Genomic DNA, 24,801 nt, shown 5'->3' on the forward strand with positions numbered 1-24,801 from the left:
GTTGAACGGCATAAGCTGCTTTTGACAAATCTTTTGCCGGATTGATAATGCTATAAAATATAACTAAATAGTAAATAAAGTCTGCTGCGCTTATTGTGTTGTCGCCCGATAAAATTAAAGAACCTCCATACCAGAGGACGATGGCGATAGTGCAAGTTCCTAAAAATTCGCTCATCGGATGAGCCATTGCTTGCCTTCGGCTGATCCGGTTCGTGATTTTGAAAAATTTATTATTCGATTTGATAAACCGGTCTAAAATCTTATGTTCTGCATTGAAAGCTTTGATGATGCGCAAACCTCCGAGAGTTTCTTCGATTTGGGACATTAAACCGCCCCATTGTTGCTGTGCCTCAAGAGATGTCCGTTTTAGTTTTTTCCCGATTTGTCCCATTACAAATCCGGCGACAGGCAGTAAGATTAAAACGAAAATAGTCAACTGCCAGCTTATGGCGAACATGGTGCCTAAATATATGATAATCATGATCGGGTTTTTAAACATCATGTCCAATGAAGCCATAATGGAATTTTCTATTTCGGCTACATCTCCTGTCATTCTCGACATTACATCTCCTTTTCGTTCGGTTGTAAAGAATCCGATAGGTAAGCTTATTACTTTTTTAAATACGAATGTGCGGATATCCCGAACTACGCCAGAACGGATCGGTATCATGAAGTATGAGCTCAGATAGCTGGTACATGTTTTGGCGAATGTCATGACAACCAAAAAAGCCCCTAATATCATTAAAGCCCATGCTTCGCTATGTGTATTTATTTGTTCGGTGATAAACCAATAAAAATTATTTATTGCTATATCTTTCAAATCCATACCTGTAGTTTCCCATGGAATGAAATTATAGGAAATTTCTTTCATCTTGAACAGAATCTCCAGAATCGGGATGATCAGAGCAAAGGAGAATAGACTTAAAACGGTAGAAAATATATTAAAGAAAATATTTAGAAACAGATATTTTTTATAGGGAGGAACAAAACGTCTGAGTATCTGTATAAAATCTTTCATCATAAAATTTGAAATCTGATTGTGAATTCTTGTTTTCGATTATTCGGCGGTAAAGATACAACAAAGAAACGAGAAGAAATGTAGATTACGGAAAGAATATTACGGTTTGGTTTTCTATATAGTATTTGATAAATTTGATTTTGGGAAAAATTGTATAAAAATTTTTTTTGCAGAAGCCATAATTAAATATGAAAATCGTATTTTTACTTGCTTTTTTGTTAAAAACTATTTTAAAGAATAGTCGTAATTATGAAATTTAAGAAAATAGTCGGAGTTGATGAAACTTTATTAAATGCTTCTGCTCTTGAACAATTGCGTTCTTTAGGAGAAGAAGTTTTTATGTATCATGATTTTCCTCTTCAAGAAAAAGAGATTATTGATCGCATTGGTAATGCTGATTGCGTGTTGGTTTCCTTTAGAACATTAATTACACGTGCTGTTCTTGATGCTTGTCCGAATATTCGTTATATAGGCATGTGTTGTACACTTTATGATCCGAGTAGTTGCAATGTTGATGTCATAGAAGCATATAGGAGAGGCATTACTGTATTAGGTGTGAAAGATTATGGAGATGAGGGGGTTGTCGAGTATGTAATTTGTGAGTTGGTTCGTTTGTTACACGGTTTCGGAGGGGTACGATGGTTGAAGGAGAGTACCGAGCTGACGCAACGTAAAATCGGGATTGTCGGTTTAGGAAAGACTGGTAGAATGATCGCCGATGCATTGTTGTTTTTAGGTGCGGATGTTAGTTATTATAGCAGAACTCGAAAACCTGAAGCAGAGAAAGTCGGTATAGTTTATAAACCGTTAGAAGAATTACTTGCAGATGTAGAAATCGTTTGTACTTGTTTACCTCGTAATAATTATATATTGGGTGAAAAGGAATTTGAATTAATGGGAAATGGCAAAATATTGGTAAACACATCGGTGGGTCAGACTTTTCAAACGGAGGCGATTTGTAATTGGCTGAGAAATTGTCCGGATAGTTTTTATTTGTGTGATGCAACGGGTATGGGAGGTTTGCAAGATAGACTAAATGGTTTTCCTAATGTGCTTTATACGCCTTATATTTCTGGTAAATCAATACAGAGTATTGAGCGCTTGTCTCAAAAAGTTCTGGCTAATATGAGGGATTATCTCTCTTCTCATTGATTTTGCTATATCTTGTAAAAGTCTGTCTAAATTTTGCGCGGATGAAGTTTGAGGGGAAGCCTCATAAATAGTCGTTTCTTTCTCGAAAGGGGAGGCGTACCGATATCGTCGACATCGTTTATAGACCGGAAGAGAACGCAAAAATGATCTGATAATATTTTTTATCAGAAAATTTAAACAGTCTCTTAAACCTTTATAATTTATTTTTGTCCAATAATTCGGAATTGATTTTTTTTTGAGGAGATCGGTGCGGTTAAGAGAAGTTTAAGTTTAAAAAGATCACGATTCTACACAATATACTACACAACACAATATAATGACAATATGTCTTGTGAGTAAATAAATGATGAAAGGGAAAAGATTAATCGCGGCTTTACTCTGTTTATTGACGATTGTTTCTGTGACGGCTCAGCAATCTCAATCTTCCGGAAAGGTAACGCAAAATGCAAAAGTGAGGAAAATATCGGTTAATGGACTCGTAAAAGATGAGTCGGGGCAACCGATGGAAGCTGTTGTCGTCAAACTATTGGTACAAAAGGACAGCTCTATGGTTACCGGTGGCGTTACAGGAGCAAACGGTCGTTTTTTACTGTCCAGGATAAATGCGGGAAATTATAGGATCGTATTTTCTTATTTGGGATATAAAACTATTTCTAAATTAGTAAAATTTTCTGTTCAAGACTCTTCTGTCTCTTTGGGGACTGTTATGATGGAGCCTGCGAATATAGAGTTGAAAGAAGCTGTTGTTGTCGGAAAAGTTCCGGATATTGTCACAAAAGAAGATACTGTGGAGTATAATGCCGGGTCATTTAAAACACAACCCAATGCGGTTATCGAGGATCTTTTGAAAAAACTTCCCGGAGTAGAGGTCGATAAAGACGGAAAGATAAAAGCTCAGGGAAAAGAGGTTAAGAAAATATTGTTGGACGGTAAAGAGTTTTTTTCGGATGATCCTAAAGTTGCATCTAAGAATCTCCCAGCTAATATTATAGAGAAATTGCAGGTGATAGATCGGAAATCGGACGAAGCCCGTTTTTCCGGAGTGGATGACGGAGAGGATGAAACCATTATTAATTTGACCGTAAAGAAGGGGATGAAAAAAGGTTGGTTCGGACATGTAACAGGTGGTGCGGGTAATGATAAGCGGTATGAATTCAACGGAATGCTGAACCGATTGGTGGATGAGACTCAAATTTCGTTTTTAGGAGGAACTAACAATACCGGAAATATGAGTGCAGGAGATATGGGAGCGTCGATGTTTTCGGGAAGTTCTCGCCGTTTTGGCGGTGGAGGAGGAAAGGGAACGACGACATCTACTACTACAGGAGCTAATTTCAATATGGGTAAAACCGATCAATTGCGGTTTGGAGGAGATATTCGGTATGGTTACTCGAATAACGATGTTTGGCAAAAAAGCGAACAACAAAACTTTCTGAAAGACAGTATTTCTTATGATAATTCGGAGAAAACATACAATACGAAAAGTCATAATATAAATATGAATTTTCGTTTGCATTGGGAAATAGATACCCTTACCGTATTGGAATTTATGCCGACTTTCGGTTATAATAAATCGAAAATGTATAATCACAGTACATCTGCTACATTGGGAGGACACTCGGGTGAAGAGGAAAGCCTGCGTGATAGCATCAACAGCGGAGAGATGTTATCGTCAAGCGACGGTCACGGATATAATTTTTCCGGTCGTTTGAGCCTGAGCCGCCGTTTTCGCTCTAAGCAAGGACGACAGATGACTTTCTCTTTTAACTTCAGTTCTAATCGTAATGAAGAGGATGGAATGAATTATAGTAGAAACTTGTTCTATCTGAATGATAGTGTCAGTGTTGTAGATCAAAAAGATGATAACCGCAATTGGGGCGGAAGTTTCGGAGTGAGGGTAACTTATGTAGAGCCGATATTTAAAAATCATTTTTTGACATTTGCTTATAACTATAACTACAATTATAGCAATGCCGACCGAATGGCTTATAATATACCGGCTGACGGTTCTGGAGAGTTGCAATTGGATTCTCTGTACAGTAACCGTTTCCGGAATGTCTTTCAGTCGCATCGCATTAGTGTGGGATTGAGAGGAACATATCCCAAATTTAGATACAATGTCGGATTCGACATGAATCCGTCCAGTTCGGAGTCGGAGAATCTCATGGATCATGCACGGGATGTGCCGGGTAAAATGGTATTTAATTATTCTCCGCTGTTCAATGCCGCATATCGTATCAGTAAGCAGAAAAGCCTTAATCTTGAATATCGGGGAAGAACCCGGCAGCCGAGCGTCAGTCAATTGCAACCGGTGCAAAATATTACGAATCCTTTGAGGATCAGTAAAGGTAATCCTGATTTAAATCCGTCATACAGCAATAATTTCAGGTTGCGATATAATTCTTTCGAACCCGAAAAACAGCGGGGATTAATGGCTTTTGTGAACGGAAGTTTTACTTTAAACAGTATTGTCAATCAGACGACTTATGATAATAATACGGGAGTTCAAACGACTATGCCGGTCAATGTAAACGGTGTCTGGAATGTAAATGGCATGGTAATGTATAATATGCCGTTTAAGAATAAAAAGTTCCGCTTCAATACCATGACGAACGCATCGTATAACCATAATATAGGCTTTGTGAATACCGGGGGGAAAGAGAGTGAAAGAAATATTTCGAGGACTGTGAACGTGTATGAAAACCTGGGGTTGAATTATAATTCTGATTTGTTTGATGTCGGAATAACCGGAAATTATTCGTATGCTCTTACCGGAAATAGTATTCAAAGTCGAGAGAGACAGCAAACCATGAACTTTGGAGGGGGGATGGATGTCGCTGTCTATATTCCGGGGAATGTAACGGTCGGTACAGATCTTCGTTATTCGGGAAGTTCGGGATATTCTGCCGGCTATGACCGGAATCAGTGGATGTGGAATGCTCAGGTTTCATGGCAATTTTTAAAGGGAAAACAGGCTACTCTCATGTTTAAGATATATGATATTTTGAGACAGGTTTCTAATATTTCAAGAACAGCAACCGGAAACTATATTCAGGATGTAGAATATAATACGTTGTCCAGTTATTGTATGCTTTATTTCTCTTATCGTTTCAATACGATGGGAAAAAGACAGCAACGATCGGGAAGACCGGACGGCCCTCCCGGAATGATGAGAGAAAGGGGAGGGGGCAGGCCACCGGTCGGTGGAATGAGACCTTTCTGATACTGATTGTACGAAACACACATAACACACACATACACAAATTTCCATGACACGCACATGCCATTATATAGAATATTGGATTATATCGTTTTTTTTGCTTATACCGTTTTCTGCATTTTCTGAAGATGCGGAGGTTAAGGGAACTCTATTCGATGCTTCGTTGAAGATACCGGTCGAAATGGCGACCGTACGCCTTTCTCATTTACCGGACAGTACTTTTATATCGGGTACGGCTTCGGATAAAGACGGATTATTTAAATTGTCCGGGCTCGTTCCCGGAAAATATTTTATTCATATTACTTATTTGGGATATCAGTCTGTTTATAAAAATATCGAGATTAAAGCTCTTTCGGATAGGGTCGATTTGGGCCGATTGGTACTGTATTCGGCTGATACGCAATTAAAGGAGGCTGTCGTTGTAGGAAAACAACCGGGCGTGATGGTTAATAACGACACGTTAGAGTATTCGCCGACCGCATTTAGAACGACGAAAAATGCCGTTATCGAAGATTTACTTAAAAAACTCCCGGGTGTAGAAATCGATGAAGAAGGAAAAATTTTGGTAAACGGGCAGGAAATAACTCAAGTGATGGTGGATGGTAAAGAGTTTTTCGGAAATGATCCTAAGGTTGCGACGAAAAATTTGCCGGTCGATATGATCGAACGTTTACAAGTTGTAGAGAAAAAGTCGGACATGGAAGAGTTGACCGGAATCGATGATGGAAACAGACAATATATTATCAATTTGAAGGTAAAACGAGATAAGAAGCGGGGAGTGTTCGGTACGGTTCTTGCCGGAGGCGGAACTCAGGAAAAATATGAAGCGAATGCCTTGATTAATAAATTTTCAAAAGAGACACAGTTGACCGTACTCGGGGGATCGAACAACACGAATAATATGGGCTTTTCGGATATGTTGAAAGGCATTCCTTCTCAAGTCGCAGCTCAAGCGTCTCAAGCAGCCCGTACTGGACGAGGAATTATGCGTACGCACATGGGAGGGGTCAATTATGCCGATCGTTATCTTGATGGAAAAATGAAACTGAACGGGAATATTTTTGTGGCGAATTTCAATCAAGATGAATCTCGCTCTCTTTATCGCGAGAATTTTCAAACATCGGGATTTAATACCTTGCATCGGAATCAGTGGAATAACAATAAATCTACACAGTTCCGTACAAATTGGAAATGGGAATATCAGATAGATAAGAAGAACCGTTTGTATTTCCGTCCTAATATCGTTTGGGGGGACGGTAATCGCAAAGAGTGGGCTGATTATAGAACGTTAAAAGGAGATACGATGTTACTCGATAGTTCTTATGTAGATTATTGGGCGAAAGAGAAAAATTATTATTTGCAGGGGACTCTTTCGTACGGGCATAATTTTGATAAACGCGGGAGGAATTTTTCGGTCGATATTTCGGGAACTCGTTCAAATACGAACATTAATTCAGATAGTCGTACGGATAAATGGAAATTCAAGAATGGTACGGAGATGCAGAATCCCGAACCTACTTATCAGCTCATGAATAGAGATATAAGTCGAAATGATTATCGTGTCCGTTTTTATTATACCGAACCTCTATCTCCTACATGGCAAATAAATGTGTCGTATCAGTTCCAGCGAAATAATTCGGAAGAGGACAGGCGCACGGAAAGCATGGATAGAGAAACGGGTGAGTTCGAATTATCTCCGAATCAGACTAACCGTTCCGAAAACATTTTTTACATTCATCGAATAGAAGCGGGAATCCGGAAATTTTGGAAAAAAATAAATTTAAGGATCGGTGCGACATTAGAACCTACCGATATGAGAAGTTCCAGTTTCAGAGCCGATACTCTATTTTATACGATTGCGAACAAAAGTTTCAATATAGCGCCTTATGTAAATTTTGTCTGTCCGTTCAGTAAAGAGCGGATTTTGAGAATCGATGTGTGGGGAAATAGTCAGCAGCCCTCTCCCTCTCAGTTGCAGCCTATTGTCGATGATGCCAATCCGAATCATTTGAGAGTAGGTAATCCCGACTTGAAACAATCCTTTACTACTCGTTTCAGGCTTCGCTATAATGATTATAATAAAGTTACTCAGCGGACTATAGTTTTGAACATGGGTATGAATTTTAAGCAGAATTCTATAGCAAACCGTACCGAGTATATAGAAGAGGGAGTGCAGAAAACAATGCCGATCAATGTAAACGGCGTTTGTGACGGCTATTTTAATTTTATGTACAGTATGCCGTTAAACCCCTATTTTCGATTGAGTTCTTATACGACCGGAAATTATAGTCGTGGCATAAGTTTTTTATCGGATAAGGATGTGTTGGGAGAAAAAAGTATCAGCAATGAAATGCGGTTGTATGAGCGTTTGCGTGTTACCTATACGAATGAGTGGCTGGAAGTAGGGATAAAAAGTCTTATACGATATAATACGGCAAAGTATTCGCTTCAGTCGAATATGAATGTCAACGCATTCGATATAAGCAATGGCGGAAATGTCGAGATACGTTTTCCTAAAGATATTACGTTATCGCTTGATTATGACTATAATTTTAAAACCGGGTATACAGATGGATTTGATCGTCCGCAACATCTTTTGGGAGCACAATTCAATGTGTCGGTATTTAAAAAGAAACAAGGAACGATCAGTTTGAAAGGATTTGATCTGTTGAATCAGAGAATATCCGTATCTCGTGTCGTTCGGTCTAATTATATCGAGGATATAGCTTATAGTACCCAGCCTCGTTATTTTATGTTGCAGTTCAGTTATCGGTTCAATTATTTTGCACGTCAGAAATAAAATTTGCAGATATTCTTTGTTTTGAATCCGGATTTCTATTAATGTCGGGACAAATTAGTATCTTTGGCCTTTCAAAGAAGAGGAATCTACATGGGAAAAACAATTGCGTATAATCCTTTGGATTATCCGATATATGTTATGGCAAAACCGGTAGGAGCGATGTGTAATCTCGATTGCAGTTATTGTTACTATTTGGAGAAAGGAGAACTTTATCGGGGACAACGGTCTAATCGGATGACAGATGAAATGCTGGAAAAATTTACGGAGGAATATATCAATTGTCAGACTACACCTGAAGTTTTGTTTACATGGCACGGTGGTGAAACGTTGTTGAGAGGTCTCGATTTTTTCCGAAAGGCAGTTGCTCTGCAAAAACGTTATGCAAAAGGTCGTCCTATCGCTAACTCGATACAAACCAATGGAATTCTGCTCAATGATGAGTGGTGTCGTTTCTTTAAAGAGAATAATTTTCTTGTCGGTATTTCTATCGATGGACCCGAACATGTGCATGACCGTTATCGTAAAGATAAAGGAGGAAGAGGTTCTTTTGCCCGGGTGATGAAAGGAATCGAACTGTTGCAGAAGCACCAAGTCGAATTTAACACTTTGTCGGTCGTCAATGATTATAATGCTCATTATGCACTGGAAACGTATCGTTTTTTTAAAGAAATAGGAAGCTGTTATATGCAGTTTTCTCCTATTGTAGAGCGTTGGGGAGATCGTCCCGATGGGCTGGAATTGCTTCCTCCGGGCGAATTTCCGGATACGGAAATGCCTCCTTGGTGTGTTGATCCGCTGGATTACGGCCAGTTTTATTGTGACATTTTCGATGAATGGGTTTGCAATGATGTCGGACGTTATTTTGTACAGATGTTCGATGCCACGCTAGCGGGCGTTGTCGGAGCAGCTCCGGGAGTTTGCATTTACGGGAAGACTTGCGGACATGCGGCAGCTATGGAGTATAACGGCGACGTGTATGCTTGCGATCATTTTGTTTTTCCCGAATATAAGCGAGGGAATATAAAAACAGATACTTTGGTAAGTATGATGTTGTCTCCTGAACAAATGGCATTTGGCAATGCCAAACGAAATACTTTGCCCCGGCAGTGTCGTGAATGTCGTTTCTTGAATTTATGTAACGGAGAATGTCCTAAAAACAGGATTTCGAAAACTGTAACAGGAGAGCCGGGATTGAACTATCTTTGTGCCGGATTACAAAAATATTATGCACATGTTATGCCTTATATGAATTATATGGCGGAGGAATTAAAAAATCAACGGCCTCCTGCAAATGTGATGCAATATGCCCGGGAACATTTAAACAAAAAATGAACGGATGAGTATTTTTGAATTACTAATATTGGCAATCGGACTTTCGATGGACAGTTTTGCCGTATCGGTGACTTCAGGGGTGGTGTTAAAGCCTTTCCGGATATCTTCGGCATTAAAAATAGCTTCTTTCTTGGCCCTGTTTCAGGGGGCTATGCCTTTGATAGGCTGGTTTATCGGGCGAGAGTTTCAAAAATATATACAAGATTATGATCATTGGGTCGCTTTCGGGGTGCTGCTCATACTCGGGATAAATATGATTCGTGAGGGGCGTTCTAAAGACGAAGAGACTCCTTGTTGTTTTAATCCTGCAAAGACAAAAACTTTGCTCGGTTTGTCGGTTGCGACGAGTATCGATGCATTAGCGGTCGGGGTATCGTTTGCATTTTTGAGCATGAATATGCTTACGCCTACGGCTATTATTATCGGAGTTACTTTTGCCTGTTCTATGATAGCCCTTTATTTGGGCAGATATTGTGGAAGACGGTTGAAACATAGAGCAGAAATGCTGGGCGGAGTTATTTTGATTTTGATCGGAACTAAAATTTTAATAGAGCATTTATTTTTTCAGTAAAAGTATCTTTTTGCCGGTTTTCTGCCGGATAAATAATTTATCAAATGAAGAATAAGAGAGGATTGGGTGCATGCATATTGTTTCTTATCGTTTTTGCCATAGTGACAATATATCGGGAAACAAAACAGACAAAAGAAGCCGTTTATCAACAGAATGAAGGAATTATCTTCAATACGATTTATCATATAACTTATCAGTATAATTCTGATTTGCAAGCAGAAATAGAAGATGAGCTGCATCTTTTCGATGCGACGCTCTCCCCGTTTAATAAAACATCGGTCATAACTCGGGTAAATGAAAATGATTCTACCGTAGTGCTGAATGAATGGTTTGTCAATGTTTTCAGCCGTTCTCGGGAAATCTGGACGCAGACGGACGGAGCTTTCGATCCTACGGTGTCGCCTTTGATCAATGCTTGGGGATTCGGATTTAAACAAGGGTATTCGTTATCATCGCACGATATAGACAGTCTGCTTCAATTTGTCGGGATGGATAAGATATCTTTAGATAACGGGAAGGTGATAAAACAAGATCGGCGTATGTCGCTTAATTTCTCGGCAATAGCCAAGGGGTATGCCGTTGATGTCGTTGCTGAACTTTTAGAGTCGAAAGGCATCGAGAATTTCTTGGTAGAAATCGGAGGCGAGTTGGTCGGCAAAGGGCGTAATCCCAAAGGCGAGTGTTGGCAGGTGGGAATCAATAAGCCTGAAGAAGATAGTGAAAGTGTAATGGGTGAAATAGAAGAGATTGTGGCGATTTGCGACGGGGCGATGGCTACTTCGGGTAATTATCGTAATTTCAGATATGAAAACGGTAAAAGAGTAGCCCATACGATAGATCCGGTCAGCGGATATCCTGTGCAGCATTCTTTACTCAGCGCTACGGTGATTGCGCCCGATTGCATGACAGCCGATGCTTATGCTACGGCTTTCATGGTTATGGGGATTGATAAAAGCCTGCAATTAGCAGAAAAGTTGCAATTGAATGCTTATTTTATTTATGCAGTCGATTCTGTAAATACGCAAGTTAAAATGACTCCGGGTATGAAAGACCTTATTGTTCGGGATACTCATTGATAATTTTCTCATGGTCAGATTTGAAACAGATCGGGCGGTTGTCAGGGATGTGGTAGAGGGAGATATGGATATTATGTTCTCTATTTATACGCAAGAAAAAAATATGAGGTATATTTCTGGCGGTAGGTATGATTGGACAATATTCGAGCTTAGGGATAAATATTCCCGGATAAACAAAAGCTATTCTTATGGATACGGTATTTTTATAGTTGAGCTTAAAGATTCGGGTGAGGTTATCGGTGAGGCCGGATTGTTTTCTTTCGATCGGGAAAATAGAATTTTTGAGTTAGGGTATATTTTAAAAAAAGATTATTAATACGAGTCGCTCGTTATCGATATTCCTTGGTCGAGTGTGACAAAAATGAAATTATTCTATTATGATTTATATCAAGCGTATAATAAATCGTAAACCGATAGAAGAAAGATGCGAATATCCCTATAATATTCCGTCTATATTACATATGGATGAGTTTGAGTTCCGGGAAAGCGTTACGTTTATTACCGGAGAAAACGGGGCAGGAAAATCTACTTTTATCGAAGCTCTTGCCATTTGTGCCGGATTCAATCCGGAAGGAGGCAGTCCTAATCTGAATTATCACACTTATGATTCTCATTCGAGCCTGTTCAATGATCTTAAATTGGTGAGATCGGCTTACCGGAATAAAGACGGCTATTTTCTCAGAGCCGAGAGTTTCTATAATGTATCCAGTGAATTGGATCGTATTTCGGGCCGTGCATTTCAAATGATAAATTATGGCGGTATGCTTCATGAGTATTCGCATGGTGAGAGTTTTCTGGCCCTTGTTCAGAATCGACTGTCGGGGAACGGCTTGTTTATATTCGATGAACCGGAATCGGCTTTGTCTATCTCCAGCCAGTTCCGACTGCTGATTCGGATGAAAGAACTAGTGGACAACAAGTCTCAGTTTATCATCGCTACTCATTCCCCTATATTGTTGTCTTATCCCGGAGCTGATATTTACCGCATAACGAATAACGGATTCGAATCGGTGACTTATGAAGAGACTGACCAGTTTAAGTTGACAAAGTACTTTATAAATAATTATCCCAAGATGCTTGACGAATTGGGAGTATCGGAGGATAACAATATATAGAGCGATAGAATTAAAGTCTATCGCTCTATGTATAATGGCTTATATTTTAACGTATTGTAACTTGGGTTGCCCCATATCCGTATTCACGGAAAGAGGCGTCTTGATAATAGAAAGTCTTATATTTTGTTTTTAATTCGGTTATCAATGCATTGCGTAATACGCCATCGCCTTTGCCGTGTATGAATATGATTTTTCTGCCTTTCTCGTTTTTATGTTCATTCAGAATCTCCCTTACTTTTTGCAATTGGTATTGAAGTATATCGGAGTTACTCATTCCTGCAGTGGTATCGAGAAGTTCGTTAATATGGAGGTCTATTTCTAAAGGCTCGTTTATCGGACGGTGTTTCTTTTTGATCGCCTGCCGTTCCGGTTTTTCCGAATCTTTTTTTTGTTTTATGGCAGTTTCGATCTCAACGGGATCTATGATGAATGATCGCTCAGGAATATCATTGCGTACGATCGGGAAGATTAAGGCATCTTCATCGAAGTAATCATTTTCCCGGAAGCTATGCAGTTTATAAAATTTGACCGTGTCGACGCGATGTTCTACCGATATAGGATTTTTCTGTTTGAACGCTTTTTCTTTTTTATAAGCTATTGCCTGAATGCAGATACGTTCCAGGTCGTTCAATATCTCTTTTCCGAATGTTTCTAGGTGTAGCTTTATGTTGGGTTCGATAGATCCGTGGTATCTTACGAGCCAACCTGCGTCAGTTTTGCAGGAATAGGTAAAATCGAGAAAATAATTGCTGTCGTTTATTAAATAAGCATCGAAACGTGTGATTTGCAAATTCTTCCGCTCTTCCGGTACGAATGCTAATAAAATGTTCAGACGTTCTCCCTCCGGTGTTTCGAGTAGAGGCAGTTCATCTTCAGCTTCTTCTTCCTCTTCTTGAATAATATTCCGGGATATTTGAGGCGAATCAGTCCGTTTTTCAGGAACAGGATCGCTGTATTTTTTTCCGGCTTCTATCACTACGCATTCCCGTAACAGTACGGGAGTTTCAAACCCGTCTTCCTCTTCGACCAAAGCAATATCTTTATTTATCTTTTTTACGATTCCTCCGCCCACAGAGTTCAGGAAGCGTACTCTATCACCTACTTTAACCATATCTTTATCTGTTTATCTCACAAAGTTGCTTATTTTTGTAGATATATTCAATAGATTATGCAAAAAACACGAGATATACGTATCGAAGAATTCAATTATCCGCTGCCGGATGAGCGCATTGCAAAATTCCCTTTATCGCAAAGAGACCGTTCTAAATTGCTGTTATATCGTTCAGGTTCGGTTTCCGAGTCCGAGTTTTTTCATTTACCCGATCTGTTGCCGGAGAATAGCTTGTTGGTATTCAATAATACAAAGGTGATACAGGCACGGCTTCATTTCAGGAAAGAGACAGGTGCATTGATCGAAATATTCTGCCTTGAACCTCTTTTTCCGAATGATTATTTGTTGTCGTTCCAATCCAACAGGGAATGTGTTTGGGCATGTATGGTCGGAAATTTAAAAAAGTGGAAAAGCGGAACATTATCCCGGACGGTTATTATAGAGGGTAAATCCGTGACTTTAAATGCTGATCGGCTGAATGCGTACGGAAATAGTTTTGAGATTCGTTTTTCATGGGATAATCCGCAAATCTCTTTTGCAGCTTTGCTCGATGCAGTCGGCGAACTCCCTATTCCCCCTTATTTGAATCGGGAAACGAAAGAGAGCGATAAGGAGACTTATCAGACAGTATATTCAAAAGTAGAGGGATCTGTTGCCGCTCCTACGGCCGGTCTTCATTTTACGGAAGATGTATTGGCTACTCTGAAAGAGAAATGCATTCCGTGTCTGGAATTGACGTTGCATGTCGGGGCGGGGACATTCAAACCGGTGAAGAGCGAGACGATCGAAGGTCATGAAATGCACACCGAGTTTATTTCGGTCGAACGTTCATTGATTGTATCTCTTGCCGAAACCGACCGTCGGATTATTGCCGTAGGAACAACTTCGGTGCGCACATTGGAAAGTCTTTATTATATCGGTCGGACGTTAGAGTACAATCCCGATGCTGTTCCGGAAGAGCTGAAAGTCGGACAATGGCAGCCTTACGACGATACGGTGGCGGAGATCGATTATCGGAAAGCGTTGCGGAATATTGTAGATTATTTAGACCGAAAAGGTCTGTCGAGACTCGTAACAGCTACGCAAATTATAATTGCTCCGGGATATACGTTTAAGATTGTCAGGGGAATGATTACTAATTTTCACCAACCGCAAAGCACTTTATTGTTATTGGTCTCGGCTTTTGTAGACGGAAGGTGGCGGGAGATATACGATTATGCCTTGTCTCACGATTTCCGTTTTTTAAGTTATGGAGACAGTTCTCTGTTATTGCCTGATTAAATTGGAGCGGATGTACAATAATTTGCGGAATATGCCGTATAAACTATAAAATAATTTGCATTTGATGTTGAAGCGGATATACGTGCCTTTATCTCTTTTTTTATTAGCGTGGTTGTTTACGGGATGCAACAGTGCAAAACTGAGCACGGCCGACGGACAATTTCGCCGGGGAGAATATTTCGCCGCTGCAGCGACATATCGTAAAGTATATAATAAGACCTCTCCTCGTAAAGAACGGGCGCTTAGGGGAAAGATAGCATTCCGTATGGCAACTTGTTATCGCATGTTGAACTCCGCTCCTCGTTGTGCCGGGGCGTATCAAAATGCGATCAGATACCATTATCCGGATAGTACGGCTTATTTATATTTGGGTAGAGCGCTTCAAATGCAGGGCAAATATAAAGATGCGATAAAGAATTATGACCTTTATTTGGAAAAGAAGCCGGATGATCCTTTGGCATTAAACGGGAAAAAAGGATGTGAATTGGCTGTGGAGTTAAAGGCTAAGCCGACACGTTATGTTGTAAAGCGGGCTAACCTGTTTAATTCCAGAAGAAGCGAATGTAGTCCGATGTTTTTGGGAAGTGATTATGATCAATTATATTTTTCTTCTACGAACGACAAGGCTTCAGGAAATACTAAGAGCGATATTACGGGGGTGAAGAATAATGATATTTTCTTTTCAAAAAAGGATGAAAAAGGGGCATGGATGCGTCCCGAATTGGTAGAAGGAGAGGTGAATACCGAGTTGGATGAGGGAATTATCAGTTTCAGTCCCGATGGCAGTACGATGTATTTGACAAAAGCAAGAAGAGAACCCAATTCGGATACGTCTGTTGAGATATTTACCTCGTCTCGTTCCGGGGCTAAATGGAGTGCCGGGCAGAAATATGAGATCACCGGGGATACGTTGTCTGTTTTTGCACATCCGGCAGTATCGCCTGATGGAGAGTACCTGTATTTTACCTCAGATATGCCCGGAGGATACGGAGGAAAGGATCTTTGGCGTATTGCTCTGAATGATGAAAAAGGAGGAGTGGAAAATTTGGGAAGTCAGATAAATACTCCGGGAGATGAAGTTTTTCCGTATATCCGTGAAAACGGAGATCTGTATTTTTCATCGGACGGACATCCGGGAATGGGTGGGCTCGACCTGTTTAAGGCAAAGATGAACGAGTATGGTGTTTGGCAGATTGAAAATTTGGGGTATCCGATCAATTCTTCCTCTGATGATTTCGGTATTACGTTCGGACCGGGTGAATCCGGATTTTTCAGTTCTAACCGCAATGATGCTCGAGGATATGACCATATTTATAGTTTTGAATTGCCTACGATCAATGTGTGGGTGACCGGAGTCGTTATCGACCGTGACGAAGAACCTGTTCCGGATGCTATTATCCGCATTGTCGGCAAGGATGGTTCTAATCAAAAAGCTATAGCCCGAAAGGACGGGACTTATAAATTCCCTTTAAGTTTAGGTACGGATTATGTGATGATGGCGGGATGCCGGGGCTTCTTGAATGCCAAGAATGAAATGCGCACCAGTGATGAGGAAAAAAATATCACCTATTCGGTCGATTTTATTCTTGCATCCATAACGAAACCGGTATTGATCGAAAATATATTTTATGATTTTGATAAGGCTACATTGCGTCCCGAGTCGGCGACAGCGTTGGATGAGTTGATAAAGATGCTCGAAGACAATCCGAATGTGACGATCGAGTTGGGTGCACATACCGATATGAAAGGAGCGGATGCCTATAATTTGAATTTGTCGGAGCGTCGGGCAAAGTCTGTCGTAGATTATTTGATAGCCGGGGGGATTGCGGCAGACCGTCTTACTCCGAAAGGTTACGGTGAAAGCCAGCCTAAAACGATAACCAAAAAAATGGCACAGAAATATCCGATGTTTAAAGAAGGAGATGTGCTTACCGAAGAATATATTCTCGCATTGCCTGAAGATCAGCAAGAAATCGCCAATCAGATAAACCGTCGCACCGAGTTTCGTGTGTTGAAAATAAATTACGGCTTGTATTGATTTCTCAAAATTTCCGAAAAAGTATTTTCAAGGAATTTATGTTGTCTTTAGAATGTTCTTAAAAATAAAAAAGAGGTTACCTCGTAGATCCTGGATTATCTTAAAAGTTTTTACTTTTCTTGATTTTGTGACATATTGTTCTGTTATTGCGTGTATTTCCCATATTTTTGTTATTGTATATTGAAATATTTAGGTATATTGTTTGCTATCATTTAAGATTGTCTTATCTTTGCAAGCGTAAAATAGTTAAGATGCAGAAAGTAATAATTTAAACAAATATCACCCATGAATCAGATTTCAGAACGTTTGGCAAGCCTCTCTCCTTCAGAGACGTTGGCTATGTCGCAGAAAAGTAATGAATTGAAAGCGCAAGGAATAGACATCATCAATTTGAGTGTAGGAGAGCCTGATTTCAATACCCCCGATCATATTAAAGCCGCAGCAAAAAAAGCGATTGATGATAATTTTTCGTTCTATTCTCCGGTTCCCGGATATATGGATCTGCGTAAAGCTATATGTGCGAAACTGAAAAATGAAAATGCGCTGGAGTTTACTCCCGACCAGATTGTCGTTTCGAACGGTGCAAAACAATCGATTTGTAATGCGATATTGAGCCTTATCGATCCGGAAGATGAAGTGATTATTCCAGCTCCGTATTGGGTGAGCTATGTAGAAATGGTGAAGCTTGCCGAAGGTAAGAGTGTGATTATTACAGCCGGTATCGATCAGGATTTTAAAATCACGCCCGCTCAGCTCGAAGCTGCTATTACACCTAAGACTAAAGCATTGATCTTGTGTTCGCCGTCCAATCCGACAGGGAGCGTTTATTCGAAAGACGAATTAAAAGCTTTAGCCGATGTGTTGGCTAAATATCCTCGGGTGATTGTATTGGCTGATGAAATCTATGAACACATTAATTATATAGGAGGGCATCAGAGTATTGCCCAATTTGAAAATATCCGTGATCGTGTAGCTATTATAAACGGAGTATCGAAAGCTTACGCAATGACCGGATGGCGTATCGGTTTTATTGCAGCACCTCTTTGGTTGGCAAAAGCATGCAATAAGTTGCAGAGTCAATATACTTCCGGACCGAGTTCTATTGCCCAAAAAGCTTCGGTGGCAGCTTTTGCAGGCGATCAATCGTGTGTAGGAGAGATGCGCAAGGCATTTGAACGTCGTCGTAATTTGGTTGTCGATCTGGCAAAACAGATTCCCGGCTTTAAGGTAAACGTTCCTCAGGGAGCTTTTTATCTTTTTCCTGAAGTAAGTTACTATTTTGGAAAATCTTTCGGAGACCGTAAAATAGAAAATGCTGCAGACCTGGCAATGTTCTTGTTAGAAGAAGGTCATGTCGCAACAGTCGGTGGTGCTGCATTCGGAACTCCCGAGTGTTTGCGTTTTTCGTATGCGACTTCTGACGAAAACTTGGTAGAAGCTCTGCGTCGTATAAAAGAGGCATTGGCAAAATTGAAATAACCGGTTATTTCTGTAAAAATATGAAAGGGTTGTCTGTTTGCAGGCAACCTTTTTTTTGAGTTTCTATTTACACTTTGTTCTCAGTTCTCATGGATTTTCGTAATATTTATTGGACAAGCTCTTAAAAACTTTATTCCTATTTTTTTCTTTTTTTCTTGTGGTAAATCTGTTATTAAAAGAGGTGTCTTTTTATTGTTATATGTATAACCGGTTTTTGCATTATTATGTGCATAATAGTGAGTGATATTGCATATTTATTTATATTGATGATTTCTTTATAAAATCTTTATACCCTGCCTTATAATACTTACAATATACTTATAACTTCAATTGTACATTTGTAACATCCAAAAGGGAAATGGATTACAAATGTTTAATTTTTAAAGACAGATAATAATATGGACGAAAAAAAAATGACCGGTCTGTTAATCGGGATGCAAAAGAGCTTGTTCAATTTTGCTTATAGCCTGACCATGAATCGAGATGATGCTCAAGACCTGTTGCAAGCAACTTCTCTTAAAGTGCTTAGCAATGTAGAAAAATTAGTTCATTATGAAAATCTGAATGGGTGGATGTATACGATCATGCGTAATATTTTTATTAATGATTATCACCGTAACGTCAATCGCAGAACGGTTTATGATAATGAAGACGAAACAATAATGAAATCTGTTGCAAATGATCCTTCGGACGATACTCCTGAATCTTTATATAATGTCAAAGAAATAAATAAAGCGATCAATAGTCTTTCAAAAGAATATCGTGTGCCTTTTTCACTTTATCTTGCCGGTTATAAATATCAGGAAATTGCCGATGAAATGCATCTGCCTATCGGAACGATAAAAAGCCGTATCTATATGACACGTCAGCAATTGCAGTCTCAATTGAGAGATTACCATTATGAAAGATAGCGTGTGAGTGTGTGTTGTAAAAAGAAAAGAGGAAGCCAAATAATAATCGGCTTCCTCTTTTTAGTTTTGCAGAACAGTGTTTATCGGTTTATATTTATTTTTATAGTTTTTCCGTCAGAGAGGTTTTTTATTAAATATACTCCGGCAGAAAGGGGAATGCGAATATTTCCGTTTACTTCGTATCGGTTTATATAAGCACCGGTAATGTCATATATAGCAAAGATGCTTTTTTGAAGAGATTCGATGATCAGTTCGTTCTGAAAGCTATATATTTTAAATAAAGAGTTCTCTATTCGAGTAATTCCGTCAGGATTATCGTAATCGCTTATCTCTATATCGTCTATATTGATGCGGTTACCTTTATCCTTCACTATTTTGATTCGGATGTTACCCGGCTCGTTAACTATGTATGTAAATTTTTGCAGTGTATTTGTCAATGTTTCCGACTTTTGAACGGTTTTCCAAGTCGTCCCTTGATCGGTTGAGTAAAACAAGCTGAAACTACCGTCGTTATCGCTACTGAAATTTGCCCCGTATAGAGAAATCATTCCGATACCTCCCGGCTTATCTTTGGCCATTTCGATCGACCCTTTTATGCGAGCCGATTGTTCCCCGTTCTTTTTATCTCCCGATTGAGTTCCGATTAGGGAATTTTCCATATACCATTCTGTAGCTGTACATTCGACATTTCCATTATTGTAGCTTCCTTTTGTTCCGTTCTCAAAAGTTTCGGAAAATGCTTTTTTTATTTCGATAACTCCGGATAAAGGTTCGGATTCTTCTTCTATTTCGGATGAGGATATCGTTAAATCGGCAGAATAATTTCCCGGTGCTTCTGAAGCCGATAGCCGGACATAAACTAATCCGCCTTCTGCAGGAAGGACAAGTTGAGTATTCCATTCTTGTTGATCTCCAGATAATTCGAACGGACTTTCAGTATTTATTTGCAATGGAAGCGAAGTGTCTGTCCCGGATATTTGTATGCGTTTGCTGTCTGATGCATAACCTGTTATTGTCGTAAAAAGCAGGTCTCCATCTTCTAAGTCATATTCTATATGAGGATTTAGCGGCAGAGTCCGAATTGTAACCGTATTGGATGTCAAACCTCCTCCGGATAAATTGTAACTATATTCAGTGTCAGGTGTTAATCCTGATATTTCCATTTTTGTCGTATTTTCATCGACTGTTTTTGGAAATCCCGGAAGAGGAGAACCCGATGAATTTTGATATACCGTAAGAGATATATCTTGTATGTGTGCCGGATTTATCCAATTTGCCGTAAATGAATTTTTTGTAATGTCCGTAGCTTGAAGAGCGGGAATACCATCGACGGCTTCGGCTTTCATATCTACATTAGAAACCAAAGATCCGCAAGAAACGGTTAAATTTCCTTCTGACTGTCCTGCTATTGCCGTAGTATAGGTAAGGGTAACATTTTTCCCGATTTTTCCTTCTTCTGCCGTGATCGTTTCAGGGGAGACAGAAAATCCCGTACCGCTTACCGATAAGGAAATATTCCCTTCGGGATTACGGACTTTTATTAATAATTCCTGGGATAAAGGATAATTGACAGCGGTCATACCGAGGTCGATTTCCGACTTATCTTTGGGAGAAATAATTGCCGGTTCATTATTATCTTCGGGATACCATTCCGTGTCTGTTTTATCTCCCCAGATATATTCGGCAAGTTCGGGATGATCGACAAACGGATTCCGGTTTCCTTGTATTTTATAGACTTTGTCGTTCCGAGCTATTTCCCAGTCATCGACGGGATCTTTTTTACACCATTCCAATAACATTTTTATTGTCCAATTTTCAAAAACAGGATAGGTGTTATTATCAAGCTGGTTTACCGAGTTTCCTGTCCATTTCTCACTGAAATCTTCATAACAAGTGACCATGTACATATAAATGCGAGCAAAATCTCCTTTATATTGGTCGCTCGGTTCCCATGCCGTTATTTCGCTACCGGGACGACTTGAAGATTTCCCGACTTTGATAACTCCGTTATTGTAAGTCGTTTTTCCATCGACTATCGCCATAGGCCAGCTCCCTTTACTTGAATTAGCTCCTGAATTGGACGGTCTTAATTGCTGTATATCTTTATATGCTTGATTTTTTGTGCCTCCCCACCAACTCTTTGCGAAAGAGTGTTCTATATTCATTCCCGATCCGGCAGAGTTTCCGTTGGCTTTTACTCGGTTAGGCGAATACATATCTACATAATAACCTTCGTCATCGACATCTGTTTGTACGAAACCAGACCAAGTTTTACCCGCTCCGCTGCCATAGTCCAAGACATCGGCTTTTCCTATAATTTTGTGTAGGGCCGTTTTTAGTTCGGCTTTCTTTTTCCCTAATGCACTATCGTAATATCCGTCAGGAATTTGTGCCCATAATTGTAAAGATATTCCGAGAAAGAGCAGGAAAGAAATTTTTATTTTCAAGAGCATACTGTTCATAGTCAAAGTTTTATTTTTCGTGTAATGATGTATTTGTCGTTCTGAATTTTCAGAATATAAATACCTGATCGATTTGCCGGTATATGTATCTCTCCTTGTCCGTTTTGGGATTGTATCAAAGTTCCGTAAGTATTATATAGAAAAACATGTACGGGAACGGAAGTCGTGATGATTATCGATTCCTCTCTGGTAGCGATATGTATGGTGTTCATATCTGTTTTGCCTGTCGATGTCGGCAGATTGAATGCTATACCTTTTTTGTTTCCCCAGATATATTCAACGAGTTCGGGATAATCGATAAACGGGTTACGGTTGTGTTGTTTCTTTTGGACGGCTTCGTTCCGGTCGATCTCTTTCGAATCTACGTTGTCGTTTCTGTGCCATTTCAACAAAAGATCGATTACCCAGTCTTTGTAACCGGGATACGAATTTCCGGCAGTCATTTCTCCTCCGAATTGGGGAAATACATCTTCATAACATGTTGCAATATAAAAATAGGAACGGGCGAAATCACCTTTATATTGATCGTTAGGTTCGAAAACAGTTCCCGAATATCCGGGAAAGGAGCATGCCCCCAATTTGCTGAAACCATTATCGGATTTATAGATCTCGCCATTGGTTTCTCCATACGGATAATTACCTCGTTTATTATTAACGAGTTTATCAGTGGGATAAACATTGAATAAATCGGATTTCATGTCCCCTGAGGCTTTTTCAAACCAACTTTGCGGAAATGAGTGTTCACGATTATATTTATCGCCTTCTATTATCCCTCCCGAACCTTTGTCTTGATCTGTTACAAATGTGAAATTCGAAGTGTTTGAGTACATATCCCAAACTTTTCCGTCCGGACGGGCATCTGTGTCTTTATAAGCGTCCCACAATCCGCTATATCCGACAACTTTGAATCCATTATTACTGATAATCTGATATAAGGCAGTCTTCAGATCTTTATCTTTTTTACCTTCGATTGCATTGTAATATCCATTAGGAATCTGTGCCCACAGAGTATATGCAGAGAGAGTAAAAAATAATGATATTATGCTTTGGCAAACAAAATATTTGATTTTCATAAAATGAAAAATTTAGTTTTCGATAATAACTTTATTGCTTTTACTTCCTTGCGGTGAGACTATTTTTACAATATAAACACCTGCCGTATCGATTGTATATTCTTCAAGATTCTCATCATGTAAAGTGCGTTCCAGAATCAATTGTCCGTCTATGGTAAATACATATACTTTCGTATTTGCCGGGGCATTAGAGACATATAGTCGGTTTATATTACTATATATGACAGAATAACTAATATCTGTTATGTCGGGAAGAGCTGCGGGGTCATCGGAAGTCGTTACTTTGATTTCATTCGATTTCGAAGCTGTTCCTCCGATAGGCGTAACTGTATAGTAATATTCTGTAGAAGGGGTAAGCCCTGTTACAGTTTCGGAAAGTGTATTTCCTACTTGTTTGGGATAACCGTTTACTCGTACTTCTTTATATCCGCCTCCTTTACTGATGATAACTTCTTCAACATAAATACGTTTGTCCGAAGAGGCTTCTAATTTTATTACCGAAGATGATGTCCCGGCCGGGAGTGGCATCTTTTTTTCTATTTGGCTGCTGACATTCAGCTCGTCTATCTTTTTACCGTCCAGATAAATATATAGTGGTGCAGCTCCTTTATATGGAGATGCTTTTATATATAATGAAGTCTCATTACCCGAAAGGTCGAGAGCTGGAGTGGAGATAGATCCGTCTCTACTTCCCGAAGCCAGGCGTACACCGTTATCGCCTTCTATCGCAACGAACCCGGAAGTTTCCCAATCTTTAGGAATCTGGGTCAGTTCTTTGAAATTCGTATTTAATACCGTGACTTCCTCTCCTGAAGATGTATTATCTAAATAATAGACATCCAACAAGTATCCGGTTGCGCCATTGGCTGCGCTCCACTGTGCGGTAAAAGAATTATTGGTAATATTTATCGGGTCTAATGCCGCAAATCCGTCTATCGCTTTCCCGGTTAAAGTAACTTGCGTAGAATAGGCCAGATCTTTTCCCGATATTGTCAATGTCGCGTTATTCAGACCGACTTCTGTCGGTAAATAGGTTACGGTTATCTGTTTCCCGTCGTTAATATCCGATGCGGAAATAATCGTTTCCGATAGAGAAAAGAGTGCTGCATCTGTTCCGCTAAGAGTAAGAGTCAGATCATTCTCGATATTTTTCCCTTGTATGAGAATATTGTTACTGACGGAGTGATTAAACAATGTAGTTCCAATGTTTATTGTCGATCCGCTTAATGGAGAAGTCAGATAAGGATGTTCGCTTCCGTCAGGATTAAAAGGTTCATCGGTCCTGTCCCTGAAGATGAGATCGACAAGTTCGGGATAATCGATGAACGGATTTCGGTTTCTTTGTTCATTATAAACAGCATTGTTTCTGACTATTTCCTTTTCACTTACGGCATCTTTTTGATGCCAGCGGAGCATCATATCCAAAGTCGGTTTGGCTAAATGAGGAAATGAAGAACTGAATACCTGACTTTGCCAGTTTCCGCACTTATCGGCATATCGGGTGGCAATATAAAAATAGGCACGGGCAAAATCCCCTTTATACATATCGTTCGGTTCGAATACCGTTCCGGTTATCCCGGGAGTAGCGGATGTCCCCCATTTAGAAAAACCGTTTGCCGAAGAACTGTATTTTGAGCCGACCTCTCCGAAGGGATTGTTTGATCTGTATCCGTTTATTTTCCCGTCTGTCGGATATACCAGCCATGCATCCGATTTCATAGGACGAGCTTCATTAAACCAGCTTTGCGGAACTGAATGTTCCCGATTATAGCAATCTCCTTCGTTTTTATAGTTCCCGCATGTATTGCTAAAAGAAAAATCTGTTATGTCGGAGTACATGTCCCATACTTTTCCGTTTCGGTTATCCGAAGTTCGATAAACGGAATATAGCCCGTCATATCCGACATCTTTAGCTCCGTTATTTAATATCGTAGATAATGCTTCTTGCAAAGCCTTTCCGCTTTTTCCTATAGCTTTGTCATAATAGCCTGTGGGAATTTCTTGGGCGTGTAAGGATAACATGCTTGCAAACAATAGCCACGAAAAGGAATAAAGTAAAAATTTTTTCATATTTATATTTGTTAGGTATCGTTTATCTTTCTGAAAGAAAAAGGGTATCAAAATTAGTATATATAAATAAGAAAGGAAAAATATTTACATAG

The 24,801-nt window shown here is 39.6% G+C and carries 17 protein-coding genes; 12 read left to right on the forward strand and 5 right to left on the reverse strand.

Annotated elements, in window-relative coordinates; genetic code table 11:
- Window positions 1-1,018: ABC transporter permease (locus AC1WHX_RS01975; protein ID WP_481228827.1), on the reverse strand; the 1,018-nt coding region annotated here is incomplete at its 3' end.
- A 249-nt stretch (window positions 1,019-1,267) separates the two neighbouring features.
- On the opposite strand from AC1WHX_RS01975, the gene AC1WHX_RS01980 reads away from it, so the two are divergent.
- From AC1WHX_RS01980 to AC1WHX_RS02015, 8 genes are all read left to right on the forward strand, one after another.
- Entirely contained in the window at window positions 1,268-2,170 is a 903-nt protein-coding gene (locus AC1WHX_RS01980; protein ID WP_122304025.1) for an NAD(P)-dependent oxidoreductase, read from the forward strand.
- A 343-nt stretch (window positions 2,171-2,513) separates the two neighbouring features.
- Window positions 2,514-5,393 (forward strand): TonB-dependent receptor, encoded by a 2,880-nt coding sequence (locus tag AC1WHX_RS01985; protein WP_303116263.1) that lies wholly within the window; start codon window positions 2,514-2,516, stop codon window positions 5,391-5,393.
- Window positions 5,394-5,439: 46 nt separating this feature from the next.
- Window positions 5,440-8,190 (forward strand): outer membrane beta-barrel protein, encoded by a 2,751-nt coding sequence (locus tag AC1WHX_RS01990; protein WP_303116266.1) that lies wholly within the window; start codon window positions 5,440-5,442, stop codon window positions 8,188-8,190.
- Between the two features lie 90 nt (window positions 8,191-8,280).
- Window positions 8,281-9,522: an anaerobic sulfatase-maturation protein gene (locus AC1WHX_RS01995; protein WP_022600793.1), complete on the forward strand. Its 1,242-nt coding sequence runs from the start codon at window positions 8,281-8,283 to the stop codon at window positions 9,520-9,522.
- Window positions 9,523-9,526: 4 nt separating this feature from the next.
- On the forward strand, window positions 9,527-10,093 hold the full coding sequence (locus tag AC1WHX_RS02000; protein WP_009318945.1) for a manganese efflux pump MntP: 567 nt from the start codon (window positions 9,527-9,529) through the stop codon (window positions 10,091-10,093).
- A gap of 44 nt (window positions 10,094-10,137) precedes the next feature.
- On the forward strand, window positions 10,138-11,169 hold the full coding sequence (locus AC1WHX_RS02005) for an FAD:protein FMN transferase (protein WP_122337290.1): 1,032 nt from the start codon (window positions 10,138-10,140) through the stop codon (window positions 11,167-11,169).
- A 10-nt stretch (window positions 11,170-11,179) separates the two neighbouring features.
- A complete protein-coding gene (locus AC1WHX_RS02010) occupies window positions 11,180-11,485 on the forward strand; it encodes a GNAT family N-acetyltransferase (RefSeq protein ID WP_302544570.1) in 306 nt (101 codons plus the stop codon).
- A 61-nt stretch (window positions 11,486-11,546) separates the two neighbouring features.
- Window positions 11,547-12,284 (forward strand): AAA family ATPase, encoded by a 738-nt coding sequence (locus AC1WHX_RS02015; RefSeq protein WP_022390817.1) that lies wholly within the window; start codon window positions 11,547-11,549, stop codon window positions 12,282-12,284.
- 46 nt (window positions 12,285-12,330) lie between these two features.
- Here the strand turns inward: AC1WHX_RS02015 and AC1WHX_RS02020 are convergent, their stop codons facing one another.
- Complete coding sequence (locus AC1WHX_RS02020) at window positions 12,331-13,395, reverse strand: DUF2027 domain-containing protein (protein WP_270214342.1); 1,065 nt, start codon at window positions 13,393-13,395, stop codon at window positions 12,331-12,333.
- 54 nt (window positions 13,396-13,449) lie between these two features.
- Here AC1WHX_RS02020 and AC1WHX_RS02025 point away from each other — a divergent pair, with 54 nt between their 5' ends.
- The 4 genes from AC1WHX_RS02025 to AC1WHX_RS02040 all read left to right on the forward strand — a co-directional run bounded on the left by AC1WHX_RS02025 (window position 13,450) and on the right by AC1WHX_RS02040 (window position 19,104).
- Window positions 13,450-14,676 (forward strand): S-adenosylmethionine:tRNA ribosyltransferase-isomerase, encoded by a 1,227-nt coding sequence (locus tag AC1WHX_RS02025; protein ID WP_270214343.1) that lies wholly within the window; start codon window positions 13,450-13,452, stop codon window positions 14,674-14,676.
- 64 nt (window positions 14,677-14,740) lie between these two features.
- The gene (gene porE / locus AC1WHX_RS02030) at window positions 14,741-16,714 is read left to right on the forward strand and encodes a PorE family type IX secretion system protein (protein ID WP_270214341.1); all 1,974 of its coding nucleotides are present in this window, start codon (window positions 14,741-14,743) and stop codon (window positions 16,712-16,714) included.
- Window positions 16,715-16,999: 285 nt separating this feature from the next.
- Window positions 17,000-18,193, forward strand: coding sequence for a pyridoxal phosphate-dependent aminotransferase (locus AC1WHX_RS02035; RefSeq protein WP_270214340.1), 1,194 nt, complete (start codon window positions 17,000-17,002; stop codon window positions 18,191-18,193).
- 398 nt (window positions 18,194-18,591) lie between these two features.
- Window positions 18,592-19,104 carry an RNA polymerase sigma factor gene (locus tag AC1WHX_RS02040; RefSeq protein WP_022390821.1) on the forward strand — a complete coding sequence of 171 codons (513 nt, stop codon included), beginning with the start codon at window positions 18,592-18,594 and terminating at the stop codon, window positions 19,102-19,104.
- Window positions 19,105-19,184: 80 nt separating this feature from the next.
- On the opposite strand, the gene AC1WHX_RS02045 is transcribed toward AC1WHX_RS02040, so the two are convergent.
- Genes AC1WHX_RS02045 through AC1WHX_RS02055 form a run of 3 tightly spaced genes read right to left on the reverse strand, consistent with a single transcriptional unit; the run spans window position 19,185 to window position 24,709 of the window.
- A complete protein-coding gene (locus AC1WHX_RS02045) occupies window positions 19,185-21,566 on the reverse strand; it encodes an endonuclease (RefSeq protein ID WP_270214339.1) in 2,382 nt (793 codons plus the stop codon).
- A gap of 2 nt (window positions 21,567-21,568) precedes the next feature.
- Complete coding sequence (locus AC1WHX_RS02050) at window positions 21,569-22,639, reverse strand: endonuclease (RefSeq protein ID WP_270214338.1); 1,071 nt, start codon at window positions 22,637-22,639, stop codon at window positions 21,569-21,571.
- Window positions 22,640-22,651: 12 nt separating this feature from the next.
- Window positions 22,652-24,709: an endonuclease gene (locus tag AC1WHX_RS02055; RefSeq protein ID WP_302544571.1), complete on the reverse strand. Its 2,058-nt coding sequence runs from the start codon at window positions 24,707-24,709 to the stop codon at window positions 22,652-22,654.
- Window positions 24,710-24,801 lie beyond the last annotated feature (92 nt).

It is taken from the genome of Coprobacter sp., assembly GCF_982436375.1.

Excerpts from the sequence above, each read along its gene's own strand:
- porE (WP_270214341.1), top strand. The coding sequence starts at position 14,741 with ATGTTGAAGCGGATATACGTGCCTTTATCTCTTTTTTTATTAGCGTGG.
- AC1WHX_RS02040 (WP_022390821.1), top strand. The coding sequence starts at position 18,592 with ATGGACGAAAAAAAAATGACCGGTCTGTTAATCGGGATGCAAAAGAGC.
- AC1WHX_RS02000 (WP_009318945.1), top strand. The coding sequence starts at position 9,527 with ATGAGTATTTTTGAATTACTAATATTGGCAATCGGACTTTCGATGGAC.
- AC1WHX_RS02035 (WP_270214340.1), top strand. The coding sequence starts at position 17,000 with ATGAATCAGATTTCAGAACGTTTGGCAAGCCTCTCTCCTTCAGAGACG.
- AC1WHX_RS01980 (WP_122304025.1), top strand. The coding sequence starts at position 1,268 with ATGAAATTTAAGAAAATAGTCGGAGTTGATGAAACTTTATTAAATGCT.
- AC1WHX_RS02050 (WP_270214338.1), bottom strand. The coding sequence starts at position 22,639 with ATGAAAATCAAATATTTTGTTTGCCAAAGCATAATATCATTATTTTTT.
- AC1WHX_RS01995 (WP_022600793.1), top strand. The coding sequence starts at position 8,281 with ATGGGAAAAACAATTGCGTATAATCCTTTGGATTATCCGATATATGTT.
- AC1WHX_RS02020 (WP_270214342.1), bottom strand. The coding sequence starts at position 13,395 with ATGGTTAAAGTAGGTGATAGAGTACGCTTCCTGAACTCTGTGGGCGGA.
- AC1WHX_RS01985 (WP_303116263.1), top strand. The coding sequence starts at position 2,514 with ATGATGAAAGGGAAAAGATTAATCGCGGCTTTACTCTGTTTATTGACG.
- AC1WHX_RS02055 (WP_302544571.1), bottom strand. The coding sequence starts at position 24,709 with ATGAAAAAATTTTTACTTTATTCCTTTTCGTGGCTATTGTTTGCAAGC.
- AC1WHX_RS02010 (WP_302544570.1), top strand. The coding sequence starts at position 11,180 with ATGGTCAGATTTGAAACAGATCGGGCGGTTGTCAGGGATGTGGTAGAG.
- AC1WHX_RS02045 (WP_270214339.1), bottom strand. The coding sequence starts at position 21,566 with ATGAACAGTATGCTCTTGAAAATAAAAATTTCTTTCCTGCTCTTTCTC.
- AC1WHX_RS01990 (WP_303116266.1), top strand. The coding sequence starts at position 5,440 with ATGACACGCACATGCCATTATATAGAATATTGGATTATATCGTTTTTT.
- AC1WHX_RS02015 (WP_022390817.1), top strand. The coding sequence starts at position 11,547 with ATGATTTATATCAAGCGTATAATAAATCGTAAACCGATAGAAGAAAGA.
- AC1WHX_RS02005 (WP_122337290.1), top strand. The coding sequence starts at position 10,138 with ATGAAGAATAAGAGAGGATTGGGTGCATGCATATTGTTTCTTATCGTT.